Genomic DNA, 13168 nt, shown 5'->3' with positions numbered 1-13168 from the left:
GGCGTCCTTTTGATTGGCGTAGGGCTTGAGGGCCTCATCGCCGGCAAGCCGGGCTCCTACAGGGGATCTGCGTTTTCATTTCTTTTTAATGGGGCATTTCTGCCATGCACGCTATCGCCTTGCGTTTACCCCTGCTGCTGGCCGCAACCTTGCCGCTGCAGACCTTTGCCGCCGACACTCAACTGCAAACCGTGACGGTGCAAGCGAGCGCCGCCGAGTCCGATGACGACGCCCTGCCCACCCGTCCGCCGACCTCGGTGTACGGCGGCACCGAGGCCAAGGTGCTCGACACCCCGCGCTCGGTGGTGCAGATCAACGCCGAGCAGTTGGCCAACGGTTCGATCCACAGCGCCGACGACCTGGTCAAATACGCCCCCGGGATCACCCGGGGCGGCGGCCAAAACGCCGGTATCGCCCCGCAGTTTCGCGCCCAGGGCTCGGAGATTTTCCAGGACGGTCAGCGCGGTTACGCCGTGCGCCACCCGGCCAACTTCAACGCCTATGAGGGTGCCGATATCGTTGCAGGCCCGTCCTCGGTGACCTATGGCTCGGTGTCCGGCAGCGGCGGTTATGTGAACTACCTGAGCAAAAAGCCGGACTTCAATGAATTCAAGACCAAACTCAGTGGCGAACTGGGCTCCTGGGTGCCGGACGGCACCTCGCGCAGTTCCAACAAGTTCAGCATCGACAACACCGGCCCGCTGACCGATAACCTGGCGTATCGCGTGAGCATCACCAAGCAGCGCCAGCAGGATTTCTACGACAACGTCGACAACAACTTCGACGCGTTCTACGGCGCCCTCGCCTGGCGCAACGACAACGTGCGCGTGGACTGGAACGCCAGCTACGACAACTACTACGACTACAACATCACCCACGGCTGGAACCGCGCCACCCAGGACCTGGTGAACCACGGCAAGTATTACGCCGGGCGCGCGACGCCGATCATCCAGAACGGCAACACCCTGTGGTCGCCGGTCCTTGCTTCCGGTGCTGCCGATGCGCCAACCCTGGGTTGGGTGCAGCGCCAGCGCAATGCCCAGGGCCAATACAGTGTGGTCGATGGCAGCTTCCAGACCGCCTCGCCCAACACCCAGGCCAACCCCGGCAGCCTGCGCGGTTGGGTGTATGACCCGACGCTGGCGGGCAATGGCGAGCAGTCGTTGTCGTCACAGACCGGGCAACGCAAAGAGGATGAAAGCAGCTCGCGGCGCTTCACCACACAACTGCGCATCGAGGCCGACCTGTCGCCGACCATCACCCTGGCCAACAGCACGTTTTATGAGCGCTCCAAAGACATCACCGACGCCGTGGGCGCCTTCCAGGTGCAATCCAAGGACAACATTTTCGACAACCGCTTCGAGTTTCGCTCACGCAACGAAACCCAATTGGGCGGCTGGACCCTGCGCGATGAGAGCAACACCGGCCTGATCTATCGCCGTGAGTTCAACCAGTCGATTGCGGCCAACAACAGTTTCGGCTCGACTATCAACGCCTATGACCTGACCCAGAACCCGTCCGGCAAAAACCCGGGCGACCTGCTCGGCCTCGACGGCAGCAACCCGGCCGGGGGCAACGGCGCGTGGATCGGCCAACCGGGCGTGCCGCAGTATTCCAATTATTACGGCTGGCTCAACCTGCCACCGATGTACGCGGCCGGGCATGGCCTGTATGCGGAATCGGTGGCGCCCTACACCGCCGAAAGCACCTGGACCACCAAGACCCTGTTCAGCCAGCACAACCTCAAGTACGGCGATTACTTCGGCCTGAACATCGGCGCCAGCCGCAGCTGGATCGAGGCCGAGATCCACAACCCCTTCGCCCTGGCCGGTGGCAGCCGGCGCCAGGACAGCGACAACTACCGGCTGTTTGCCTTCCAGGTCAGTCCCTATGTGAAACCCACCGACAACACCACGCTGTACTACACCTTCGACCGCTCGCTGGCAGTGAACACCGGGTTCTTTTCCAACGGCCTGGGCTGGGGCAGTGGCAGTACCGCCAACAGTCTCAACCCGCTGGCCTTCCAGAGCCTGAGCGTGCTGCATGAGGTGGGCGTGAAGGTCGAGTCGGTGCCACACCAGCTGTTCATGACCCTGGCCGCATTCAAACAAGCCCGGGATCAGGCGCCCGACAGCAATAACAACATCGCGCGGCTGATGATCAAGGGCGTGGAAGCCACCGTGCGTTATCAACCGGACGATCACCTGCGCAGCGGCCTGAACCTGTCCAAGCTCAACGCCTACAACGAGTTCACCTCCCAGGCCGGGTTCGCCTCGGCGGGGTTCATTCCCGATAACGGTACGGTGTTCGGCGACAACAACAGCCTCAATCAGCGGCCGTCCGGGCGCTATGACGCGGTGCAGATCCCCGAATACACCGCCAGCGGCTACGTGGACTACCGCTTCGATTCCGGCTTTGGCGCCGAGCTGTCCGGCTGGTGGACCAGCAGCTGGTACTTGAACCTGAGCAAGACCGTGAAGATTCCCAACGAGTACAACCTCGATCTCGCCCTGTACTACCGCCAGCCGCAATGGAGCACCACGTTGCGCGTGCTCAACCTGACCAACGAACTGAACTTCGTCAGCGGGCTGGCCGGTTCCACCAACACCTTTTTGCAACCCATGCCTGGCCGCACCTTGCTGGCTCAGGTCGACTATCAATTCTGATCCGCACCAGGAGCGCTCCATGTCCATTGAATTTGTCGGCATGATCTTCCCCCGCCAATGGTCCGAGACCCGTGGCGTTCGCAGCCCGGATTTCGACCTCGACTTCATCCGCCACCACGCCCGCGCCCACGAGCACGCCGGCTTCGACCGCGTGCTCATTGCCAGCGGCCCCGGCAGCGCCGACAGCCTGCAGATCGCCGCCTACGCGGCCGCGCACACCGAGCGCCTGGGGTTCATGATCGCCCACCGCCCGGGGCTCACCGCGCCGACCGTGGCCGCCCGCGCCTTCGCCACCCTGGACCACACCACCGGCGGCGGGCGCATTCGCTTGCACGCCATCACCGGCATCACCGCCGAACCCCAGGAAGGCGATTTCCTGCTGGACAAGACCGAACGCTACCAGCGCACCGATGAATACCTGGAGATCGTGCGCCGCACCTGGACCGCCGAGGAACCGTTTGATTTCGAGGGCAAGTACTTCAACATCAAGGGCGCGTTTTCACCGGTCAAGCCGCTGCAACAGCCGCATATTCCAATCTCGTTTGGCGGGTCTTCCGACATTGCCTACCAGATCGCCGTCAAGCATGCGGATTTGTATGCGCTGTGGGGCGAGCCGTTGAGTGGCGTGGCGGAGCAGATTGCCAAGCTCAAGGCCGCCGCGGCGTCGGCCGGGGTTGGCGCGCCACGGGTGAGTTTGTCGGTACGCTTGATTTTGGGCGCGACTGAGGAACTGGCCTGGCAGCGTGCGGAGCAGATACTGGCGCAGATCAAGGCCAACCCGCAGTTTGCGGCGGGCAGCCCGTGGAGCAAACGCATCAAGGGCACCGGCTCGGAACGCTTGCTGGCAGCCGCAGCCTTGGGTGACCGCCATGACCGCGCGTTATGGATGCCAACCGCCACGGCCGTGGGTGCGTATGGCGATACCACGGCGCTGGTGGGCACACCTGAAACAGTGGCGCAGGCGTTGTTGGATTACGTCGATCTGGGCGTGACCACGTTTTTGAATCGAGGCTATGACCCGTTGTACGACACCGTGGATTATGGGCGGTGGATCATTCCGGCGGTGCGGGAAGAGGCACGGCGCAGGAAGGCAAGCGTTGCGTAACGGCGTGTGACGCTTCGCCGGCAAGCCGGCTCCTACAGGTTTGATTTCGCCACATATTCCATTGTAGGAGCCGGCTTGCCGGCGATGGCGTCCGCAAAATCACACCCATATCGCATCCCACAACGGATAATCATGCACCCGCGTCACAAGCCCGGCCCGCAACGGGTTGGCGATGATGTATCGCGCGACTGCCTGCAAATCCTCCTCGCGCCTGATTGCCCGATCATGAAAACCCTTCTGCCAAAAGCGCCCCGATCGCCCCAGGCGAGCATTGATTGCCCTGGCACTACGGGACTTGGTGGCCAACATCAAGGCAGGCAAGGTGCTGTGTTTCAGCTCGACCAACCAATGAAAATGATCAGGCATGACTACCCACGCCAGTGAATCTGCAAGCCCATCGTTTTGCGCCTGACGGAATTGCTGGACGACCAATCGCCCGACTTGCCAATCGGCAAACACGGGGTCGCGATATTGGGTGACTGCAGTGAGCATGTAGATCTGGCCGCTTTCAGAGTAACGGCCATTACGTAAATGTTTGGCGTGGGGGCGTGTGGACAATCCTTGTCCTCCTGAGATGAATACAGGCAGGTAAGGCTAGTGCGGCTCCTGGCGGTTTGAGGCTGGACTTTGGCTCTGGATGTGTCTGGAAGGACGCCATCGCCGGCAAGCCGGCTCCTACAGTGGATCGTGTGCACAAAAAACTTGCATACGCCGCAAAACCTGTAGGAGCCGGCTTGCCGGCGATCACCGCACCGCGGTGCCATCCATCACCGCAACGACGGCGAATGCTCCAGCAACGTACGCGTATACGCCGCCTGCGGTCGGTCCAGCACCTCATCCACCGCGCCCTGCTCCACCACCCTGCCCGCCTTGAGCACCAGCACCCGGTCGGCAATCGCACGGACCACGCCGAGGTCGTGGGTGACGAACAGCAAGGTCAGCCCTTCGCGCTGCAACTGGCGCAGCAGGTCAAGGATCGAGGCTTGCACCGACACATCCAGTGCCGAGGTGATTTCATCGCAGATCAGCAGCTTCGGTTCGCACAGCAGCGCACGGGCGATGGCCACGCGTTGGCGTTCGCCGCCCGACAGACTCCCGGGGTACAGGTCGGCGACCGAGGCCGGTAGCGACACCCGCGTCAGCACCGCTTCGACCCGTTGTCGCGCCGCTGCACCCTTCACGCAGAAGAAGTGTTCCAGGGGCGCACTCAGCGTCTGGTACACGGTTTGCCGTGGGTTCAACGCCCGGTACGGGTTCTGGAAGATGTACTGGATCGGGTGCCGCTGCCCCGCCTCACGCCGGCGTGCCTGCAAAGGTAACGCCTGCCCCGCGTAACTCAATGCGCCGGTGGCGTTCTCCCCAAGGCCGGCAATGGCCCGGGCCAGGCTGGTCTTGCCTGAGCCCGATTCGCCCACCAGCGCCAGGCATTCGCCCGGCTGCACCTGTACGTTGATGTCGAACAGCACTTGGCGGTCATAGGCGACATTCAACGCGCTGACCGTCAGCAACGGCGCCTGGGTGTGCGCCGTGACGCTTGCAATCGGTGTCAGTGCAACCGTTTGCAACGGTTGCTCATGGGGCGCCAGACAGGCCACGGCATGGGCAACGCCTACCGGCAAGGTGGGCTCCGCCCGCGAACACGCCTCGGTAAACCGCTCGCAGCGCGGCCCGAAGCTGCACCCCTGAGGCCGCTGCCCCGGTGCCGGCGCATGCCCGGCAATCGCCTGCAGTTCACGCCGGCCCGCCACGTCCGGGATCGCCGCCAGCAACCCTCGGGTGTACGGGTGGGACGGCCGGCTGAACAGCGCCTCCCGCGTCGCCGTTTCGACGATGCGCCCCGCGTACATCACCATCACCCGGTCCACCAGGTCCTTGATCACCGCCAGGTCATGGGACACATACACCGCCGCCACCCCCTGGCGTTTGCACAGGCGGCGCAGGGTGTCGAGGATGTGGGCCTGGGTGGTGACGTCGAGGGCGGTGGTGGGCTCGTCCAGCACGATCAGGCGTGGACGCAGCACAAAGGCCAGTGCCAGCATCACACGCTGTTGCTGGCCACCGGACAGTTGATGGGGAAAACGCCGCAAGAACTCCGGCTCATCCGGCAAGCCGACATCGCGCAACGTCTGCGTGATACGCAGCTGTTGCGCCTCGCGGTCCAACCCCGAGGGGTGCACCGCCAAGGTCTCGCGCAACAGGTGACCGATGCGCAGCGCCGGGTTCAGGGCCGTGGCCGGGTCCTGGGCGACATAGCCGATCAGGCCACCTCGGGCGCGGCGCAGGGCTTCACTGTCAAGGCTCAACAGCGCGTGGCCGCCCACCTGCACCTGGCCACCGACAATCTGCGCACCACGCCGGGCATGGGCCAACAATGCGGTGGCCAGGGTGGTCTTGCCCGAGCCGGACTCACCCACCAGCCCCAGGATCTCCCCTGCTTGCAGGCTGAACGTGATGCCCGACACCACGTCCACCTCGCCAGCCAATTCGACCCGCAGGTCGCGCACCTTCAACACCGCGCTATCGATTTCGGTCATGGCGTTCATGGCTGTTTTGCTCCCGTCCCTGCGCTGCTGCGGCCGATACCTTCAGCCAGGATATTGGTGCCGTAGGCAAACACACCGATCAGCACAGCCGGGGCCAGCACCGCCCAGGGTTGTACCAGCAGTCCCGCCTGGTTTTCGTTGATCATCAAGCCCCAATCCGCCGTCGGTGGCGCCACGCCGTAGCCGAGAAAACTCAGGCCCGAAAGCATGCCCACGCCCCACGTCAGCAGGTTGCCGAAGTGCACCAGCAACGGCGTGAGGATGTTCGGCAGAATCTCCTTGAACAGGATGCGCCGGCGCGAATACCCCATCATCTGCGCCGCTTCGACAAACTCCTGCCCCGCCACCGCCACCGCGCTGGCGCGTGCCAGGCGGATCACGCCGGGGATGAACGCAATCGACACCGTCAACACGATCAGCCACGGCGCACGCCCCAGCATCGAGACGATCAGCAACACCAAAATCAGGTCGGGAAACGCCAGAGACACGTCCGCCGACCAGGTGATCCACTGGTCCAACCGCCGCCGCGACAAGCCGGCGAGCAAACCGAGGGTGGTGCCCACCGCCAGCGCCAGGCTCGCCGCCGCCACCGACATCCACAGCACCGATACGCCACCGCTGAGCAACCGCGACAGCACGTCGTGTCCCAAAAAGTCATACCCCAGCCACGCCGCGCCCGTGGGGGCGCCGTACACCGGGCCGACCATGTCCGTCGGCCCGTGGGGCGCGAGCCAGGGGCCGAGCAATGCCACGGCCACCACCAGCAGCGTGATCAACAGGCCCTTGAGGGTTTGCGGCTCGTTCATGCGTCACCTCGGGAACGGCGCCACCAGGGCGTAATGCCGCGACGGTTGCGTTGGATCAGGGTCACCCGCCGCGCCGTGCGCAGCTTGGGTGTCAGCAGCACGGTCAACAGGTCGGCCAGCAGGTTGATCAGCACCACGGCCAAGGTGATCACCAGCACAATCGCCTGCACCATCGGCAGGTCGCGCATCTGGATCGCGGCGTTGAGCGCGGTGCCAATGCCGGGGTAGCTGAAGATCACTTCGGCCAGCACCGCGCCACCGATCAAGGTGCGCAAGGTCAGCGCCACCCCCTGGATGGCCGGCACCAGCGCATTGGGCAAGGTGTGGCGCCACACGATGCGCCGCTCCGGCACCCCGCGCAGCCGGGCGGCAATCACATAGTCGGACGCCAGCGCCTCGATCATGGCGGCGCGCACCATGCGGGTCAGGTACGGCAAGGCGGTGAGGCTCAGGGCCAACACCGGCAGCACCAGGAACCTGAGTTGACGCAGCAGCGACTGGTCCGGGTCGAGGATCGACACAGCCGGCAAAAAATCCATATGGGGCATGGAGAACAGCAGCACCAGACCTATCGCCAGCAGAAACCCCGGCGTGGCCTTGAGAAAGATCAGCAGCGACAGGCCCCAGCGATCCAGCCGGCTGTCGCGCCGCAACGCCAACGCCACGCCCAGTGCCAATGCAGTGGGCACCACCACGGCGATGACGCCCGCCAGCAACACCAGGGTGTAGCCAAACCGGCCCCACAGCAGGTGACTGACCGGCACGTTGGAATCCAGGGACACCCCCAAATCGCCGCGCAAGGCCGCCCCTAGCCAGCGCAGGTATTGCCAGGCAATCGGCTGGTCGAGCCCGAGTTGATGTTGCAGCGTGAGGATGCTGTCGAGCGGCGCGTCCGGGCCGAGGATCACCCGCGCCGGGTCCGACGGCAGCGCCTGGGTGGCGATAAACACCACCAGGCTGATCACCCAGGCGGTCAGCAGGCCGTAGCCCAGGCGCCCGACAAACCAGGACAGCCACGCAGGTGTGCGTGGGGTGTTGCAGCGCGGCTCAGACATGGTTCAACCACAACTCGTCAAAGCGCCAGGAGGCGAAGGTGGTCTGTTCCGGCGTGAGGCCGCCGACCTTCACCGAGGCCGCGTCCAATACATCACTGAAGCCCCAGATCAACAGGCCGCCCCGCGCGTGCTGAATCTGCTGCGCTTCATGCACCAGGCCTTTGCGCAACGCCAGGTCGGGCTGGGCCAGGGCCTGGCGGTACAGGTCGTCGAAACGCGGGTCATGGAAGTTGCTGCGGTTGTAGATCGCCAGCGGCGCATCGTTATGCAGCGCCGATGCGAGGAAACCACGGGCCGGTGTGGAACCTGGCGACACTTGCCATTGCTCACGTTGCGGGCCGTTGAACACAGCGCCGTCGACTTGGCTGACGCGCACCTCGACACCGGCCTTTTTGGCCTGCTGGGCAAACACCAACGCGGCGTTGACGCCCGGCCCCGGCGTGGTGGTCAGTTCCACGCGCAGGTCGGTCTGGCCAGCCTGGCGCAACAACGCACGCGCCTGCTCCAGGTCATACGGGCGCTGGGCAATCGTATGGTTGTAGGTCGGGTCGTGGGGCGAATAGAGGTCGTTGGCGATACGGCCAAAACCGTTCAGGCCTCGGTCCACCAATTCCTGCCGATCAGCCAGCAGGCGGAACGCCTGGCGCACCCGCACATCGTCGAACGGCGGCTTGGCCAGGTTCAGGTTGAAGCCGGTAAACGAGGTGGTCGGCGATACGCTCAATTGCAACCGCGCGTCGGCCTTGAGCAACGCACTGTGCTCGGCCTGCACCCCGCTTGCCACGTCGATCTGCCCGGCGCGCAAGGCGGCGACGCGGGAGACCTGGTCCTTGAATTCGATGATTTCCAGCTCGTCGGCATACGGCTGGCCGGGCTTGTAGTAGTTCTCGAACCGCGTATACAGCGAGCGCTGGCCGGGTACAAAACGCTTGAGCTTATAGGGGCCGGCGCCCACCGGATTAGTGATCGGGTCATAGTCGGTGGGCACGATGCCGCCGAAGCTGATCAGGGTTTCATCCAGCGGGAAGAAGCTCTGGCCGTGCTTGAAGCCGATTTCGATCGTGCGTTCATCCAACTTGCGCAAGGCATTGCGGTCGATGGCCCCCACCAGCCCGGCAAATGGCGAGGCCAGCTTGGGGTCGGTGAGGCGCAACAACGAAAACAGCATGTCGTCGGCGCCGATGGTCTTGCCGTGATGAAACTCCAGGCCCGGCTTGATGCGGATTGTCCAGGCGCTGGCGTCAGCGTTCGGCTCGGCGAATTCGGCCAGGGCCAGGCGCGTGCTGACGTCGGTGTTCCATTCCCAGAACTTGCTGTACAGCGCCCAGCCGCGAATGATCCCGCCGCCCACCGGTTTGTGAGCGTCCAGGTTGCCGGACTGGTCACCGTCGATAATGCCGACACGCAAGCGCCCACCGCTGACAGGTTTGCCGGTAAGGACGGCCGCGCCCTGGGGGGCCGCGCCACTGTCACAGCCCCCCAGCAGCAAGCCGCCGCCGATGGCCAGGCTGTTGCCGAGAAACACCCGGCGGGAAAATCCGTCACTCATCACTCAAGCCTCTTCGCGCTGCACAACCGTGTGGGTGACGCCCAGGCGTGGCACGTCAAAACCGTGGTCCAGGTCGAGCAGCGGGAACAACAGGTCGGCCACACGGTGGGCCTCGTCGATCAGCGGGAAGCCCGACAAGATGAACGCCGAGGTGCCCTGGGCCTCGTATTCACGAATACGCTCGGCCACTTGCTCGGCGCTGCCCACCAGGTAGGTGCCGGCTGCCGGGCCGAGAATGTTGAAACCGAACAGGCTGGGGCCGAGCCACACGTTGGGGTAGATCTCCAGCTCGCGTGCGGTAGGCAAGCGCCCGCTGCGAACAGTGTCGACATTGCGCTGGATGTGCGGGTCGTCGCTGTGGAATTCTTCGAAGCTCACCCCCGGCGGCAGCTGACGTTCGATGGCGTTTCGTGCAGTTTGCAGCGAAGTGCGTTGCAGCAGTTTTTCGGCGTGGGCCCAGGCCTCTTCCTCGGTCTCGCGCACGATGATCTGCAAGCGGGTGCCGAAGGTCAGCTCGCGGCCAATCTTCGCCGCTTCGGCGGCCACCTTGCGGAACTTGTCGCCCAGCTTTGGCGGGGTATTGGCGAAGCTCAGGTACACGTCCAGCAGTTGCACCGAATGCTCGACACCTGGCCCCGACGTGCCCGCGCCCCACAGCGGGATACCGGGCTTCTGGTACGGCGGGTGCCAGCCGCCCAAGGGATGGTTGGCCGCACCCGGCGAACGCGGGGCGAGCTTGACGTAGTCGCCGTCATAGCCACGGGTATCGCCGGCATAGAAGCCCTGGAACGCCCGCCAGTATTCGAGGCTGAAGGCGTAGCGTTCGTCATGCGGGTAATGCACGCCCAGTGTCGCCAGGCCCGCGTCATTGCCGTTGACCACGTTGAACAACAGGCGGCCGTTGGAAAACTGGTCGAAGGTCAGCGCCCATTTGGCCAAGACAGCTGGCGACAGCTCCCCCGGGTGTTGGGCCACCAAAAAGCGCAGGCGTTGGGTGGCGTCGATCAACGAGGCGGCCACGGCCAGGCTTTCATTCGGGCTGGAGCCGAGCAAAGAGCCGTAGTAACCCAGGCGATCACTGGCGACGGCCAGTTGCTTGAGGTGGTGGAAATCGGTTTTCCAACGGCCTTCGGGCTCCCACGGATAAGGGCCGTCGGGCGTGGTGAGGTACCAGAGAATTTTTACGGCCATGACAACACATCCTTGAATTAAAAAATCCCCCTGTAGGAGCCGGCTTGCCGGCGATGGCGGCGGCACATCCGACATTGATGTCGCCTGGTACACCGCTATCGCAGGCAAGCCAGCTCCCACAGTTGGACCGAGTGAACCTTAGCTACGACGGTCAATCGCCGGCACCAGGCCCAGCGCCGTGGCCTGCTCGAACAACCCGCTCATCTTCCATTGCTGGGTCAACACACCCGGACCATAGGCGCGCGAGCCGCCCAGTGCGTCGGCGAGCAATTGCAGCTGTGCACCCTCCTCCAGCAACAGGATGAATTCCGCCGTGGCGCGCAGCCCTTGCTTGCCCCATACCGTGGAGCCGCCGTTGGCTTCGAGGATGGCCAGGTTGAAGGGGTTTTCGGCGATCTTGTCGAGGATGAAGTCCACCTCTTGCTGGCGGCGGTCGATGTACACCGGTAGTTCACGCGCCAGCTGGTAGCGCTGCACCGGCACGTAATGAAATGGCAGGGAGCGGTGGGTCTGGGCCCAGGCGCCCAGGTACGGCGAATGCACGTGGGACACGGTGGTCACGTCCGGGTGCTGCTGGAACAGCTTGGTGTAGCGCCCCAGGCCGCCCTTGCCCTTGCCGAAGATCACGTTGCCGGCAAAGTCGGTGACGGTGGCCTGCAGCGGCTTGCGGTAGTTCCACGGGCCGCCGTAGTTCACCGACACCAGCAATTCTTGGCCGGGGACGCGCTCGATAAAGCCAACGGTGCCATTGGCGGTGATGGTGTCTGTTTCGCGGAATACGGTGAAGGCTTCTTCAGCTTCCAGCAGGACCTTGTCGATAAAGGCCTGCAATTCCTGGCTGATGGGTTGTGCGTGGACGATGGCAGTCATGGGGTGTCTCCAGGTTCAGGCGCGGCGCGTGGCCAACAGTTCATGGGCAGCTTGCAGGGGGCGCGGGTCGACCCAGTCGGCGATGGCAAAATCGCGCTCCAGGAAGCCGTGCAGGTAAAGGAAAGTCTTCTGGGTGTCGAGGAACGCCAGGCGCTGGGCCGACAGGTCCGGTGCCAGGGTGGTGTGGAAGTCGCCGCGATAAGCCTCGGCCACACCGGCACTGCCCGCGCGGGTTTCTTCTTCAAGAATCGCGTTGAGGCTGTCGCGGTTGTTCGCGGCCCACTCGGCGGCACTGAGGGTTTGCGCGAGGAAGCGCACCACCAGGTCAAAATGGTTGTCCAGCAGGCTCTGGTGGACGGTGATCGGACGCGGCGTGCCGTTGTTGATGCGATAACGCGGCTCGGCGATCAGGTCCAGGTCGATGCCCACCACCAGGCCGAGCCGGCGTGCCGCGTCGGCCGCCGAAGCGCCCTTGACGTACACCGCATCCACCTCACCACGCACCAGGTAATCCAGGCCCGACCACAAGCGTTGCAAACCGCGTTGCGGGTCGGGTGCCTGTTCCTGATCCTGCAACGCCACTTCCACCAGCGTCACGTCATCAAAGCCCAGGCCGGCCAGGCTCAAGGCGCCCTTGTATCCGTGCAGGCTCATGGCCCGGGCAATGCTGCCCGGCCGGCTCTCGCCCCACGCTGGCAGAGCCAGGCGCTTGCCTTTCAAGTCCTCGGGGCGGGTGATGCCGGAGTCCGGGCGCACCAGGATGGTCTGCCATTCCTCGATCCAGGTCAGGCCGATCAGCCGGCTCGGCGCACCGGCCGCACGCGCGGCCAACGCCGGCACATTCCCGCCTTCGCGAAACAGCCCCGGCAGGTCGTGATCGTAGTGATGGCGACCCAACTGGCGGGCCTCCTGCAAGGTGGACACCGGCAGGCCATCGGGGGCGAACTCTTCAGTCAGCCAGCCCAGTTTGTAGGCGATGCCGGACGCGGTCGGCACCGGACAACGGGTAAACCAGATCTGCTCAAGCTCAGGCGTGGGCAGGACAGCGGAAAGGGTCATCGGCAGCTCCATTGAATTGGGCGGGTTCAGTGGAGGGGGTATTGCAGAGGCCGTGCCAAACGGCCAAAGCCCCGGTTTACGGGGCTGATGCGCGGGGCTTCGCAACGCGATTGCTGACCTGCCAACAGCACTGCTGCTGCGCCAGCAGTCGCTTGGGGGTGTTGCTTCTCCAGCAGCACCCCGTGAGCCTCAGCCCCCATGCCATGGGGTTTCAGGCGTTGGCGTGGAACTTGCTCAAGCCCCCTCAGACACCGCTCGCCCTTGTAGGAGCCCGGGGGGGGGGGGGGGGGGGGGGGGGGGGGGGGGGGGGGGGGGGGGGGGGGG

Annotated in this window: 10 protein-coding genes; 2 read left to right on the top strand and 8 right to left on the bottom strand. The window is 64.5% G+C overall.

The window, feature by feature from the left end:
- Positions 1 to 104: 104 nt before the first annotated feature.
- Both AC07SU_RS29460 and AC07SU_RS29455 read left to right on the top strand, forming a co-directional pair.
- Positions 105 to 2666, top strand: coding sequence for a TonB-dependent receptor plug domain-containing protein (locus tag AC07SU_RS29460; RefSeq protein WP_494999087.1), 2562 nt, complete (start codon positions 105 to 107; stop codon positions 2664 to 2666).
- Positions 2667 to 2685: 19 nt separating this feature from the next.
- Positions 2686 to 3771, top strand: coding sequence for an LLM class flavin-dependent oxidoreductase (locus AC07SU_RS29455; protein WP_494999086.1), 1086 nt, complete (start codon positions 2686 to 2688; stop codon positions 3769 to 3771).
- A 99-nt stretch (positions 3772 to 3870) separates the two neighbouring features.
- Here AC07SU_RS29455 and AC07SU_RS29450 read toward each other — a convergent pair whose 3' ends face one another.
- The 8 genes from AC07SU_RS29450 to AC07SU_RS29415 form a co-directional block, all read right to left on the bottom strand.
- Complete coding sequence (locus tag AC07SU_RS29450; RefSeq protein ID WP_494999085.1) at positions 3871 to 4329, bottom strand: REP-associated tyrosine transposase; 459 nt, start codon at positions 4327 to 4329, stop codon at positions 3871 to 3873.
- A 209-nt stretch (positions 4330 to 4538) separates the two neighbouring features.
- Positions 4539 to 6314 carry a dipeptide ABC transporter ATP-binding protein gene (locus tag AC07SU_RS29445; RefSeq protein ID WP_494999084.1) on the bottom strand — a complete coding sequence of 592 codons (1776 nt, stop codon included), beginning with the start codon at positions 6312 to 6314 and terminating at the stop codon, positions 4539 to 4541.
- The gene (locus AC07SU_RS29440; RefSeq protein ID WP_494999083.1) at positions 6311 to 7120 is read right to left on the bottom strand and encodes an ABC transporter permease; all 810 of its coding nucleotides are present in this window, start codon (positions 7118 to 7120) and stop codon (positions 6311 to 6313) included. The genes AC07SU_RS29445 and AC07SU_RS29440 overlap by 4 nt, the downstream gene beginning before the upstream one ends.
- Positions 7117 to 8175, bottom strand: coding sequence for an ABC transporter permease (locus AC07SU_RS29435; RefSeq protein WP_494999082.1), 1059 nt, complete (start codon positions 8173 to 8175; stop codon positions 7117 to 7119). The genes AC07SU_RS29440 and AC07SU_RS29435 overlap by 4 nt, the downstream gene beginning before the upstream one ends.
- Positions 8168 to 9724, bottom strand: coding sequence for an ABC transporter substrate-binding protein (locus tag AC07SU_RS29430; protein ID WP_494999081.1), 1557 nt, complete (start codon positions 9722 to 9724; stop codon positions 8168 to 8170). The genes AC07SU_RS29435 and AC07SU_RS29430 overlap by 8 nt, the downstream gene beginning before the upstream one ends.
- A gap of 3 nt (positions 9725 to 9727) precedes the next feature.
- Positions 9728 to 10915, bottom strand: coding sequence for an LLM class flavin-dependent oxidoreductase (locus tag AC07SU_RS29425; RefSeq protein WP_494999080.1), 1188 nt, complete (start codon positions 10913 to 10915; stop codon positions 9728 to 9730).
- A 138-nt stretch (positions 10916 to 11053) separates the two neighbouring features.
- On the bottom strand, positions 11054 to 11785 hold the full coding sequence (locus AC07SU_RS29420; protein ID WP_494999079.1) for a class II aldolase/adducin family protein: 732 nt from the start codon (positions 11783 to 11785) through the stop codon (positions 11054 to 11056).
- Positions 11786 to 11800: 15 nt separating this feature from the next.
- Complete coding sequence (locus AC07SU_RS29415) at positions 11801 to 12844, bottom strand: ABC transporter substrate-binding protein (RefSeq protein ID WP_494999078.1); 1044 nt, start codon at positions 12842 to 12844, stop codon at positions 11801 to 11803.
- Positions 12845 to 13168: the final 324 nt, after the last annotated feature.

Source organism: Pseudomonas sp. GW821-FHT05H12 (assembly GCF_059419385.1).
Note: the sequence above shows the minus strand (reverse complement) of the source record. Positions and strands in the feature narration are given on the sequence as shown.

Bases quoted from the DNA above. Each gene is read 5' to 3' on its own strand.
- AC07SU_RS29415 (WP_494999078.1), bottom strand. From the start codon at position 12,844: ATGACCCTTTCCGCTGTCCTGCCCACGCCTGAGCTTGAGCAGATCTGG.
- AC07SU_RS29435 (WP_494999082.1), bottom strand. From the start codon at position 8,175: ATGTCTGAGCCGCGCTGCAACACCCCACGCACACCTGCGTGGCTGTCC.
- AC07SU_RS29445 (WP_494999084.1), bottom strand. From the start codon at position 6,314: ATGAACGCCATGACCGAAATCGATAGCGCGGTGTTGAAGGTGCGCGAC.
- AC07SU_RS29460 (WP_494999087.1), top strand. From the start codon at position 105: ATGCACGCTATCGCCTTGCGTTTACCCCTGCTGCTGGCCGCAACCTTG.
- AC07SU_RS29430 (WP_494999081.1), bottom strand. From the start codon at position 9,724: ATGAGTGACGGATTTTCCCGCCGGGTGTTTCTCGGCAACAGCCTGGCC.
- AC07SU_RS29455 (WP_494999086.1), top strand. From the start codon at position 2,686: ATGTCCATTGAATTTGTCGGCATGATCTTCCCCCGCCAATGGTCCGAG.
- AC07SU_RS29440 (WP_494999083.1), bottom strand. From the start codon at position 7,120: ATGAACGAGCCGCAAACCCTCAAGGGCCTGTTGATCACGCTGCTGGTG.
- AC07SU_RS29425 (WP_494999080.1), bottom strand. From the start codon at position 10,915: ATGGCCGTAAAAATTCTCTGGTACCTCACCACGCCCGACGGCCCTTAT.
- AC07SU_RS29420 (WP_494999079.1), bottom strand. From the start codon at position 11,785: ATGACTGCCATCGTCCACGCACAACCCATCAGCCAGGAATTGCAGGCC.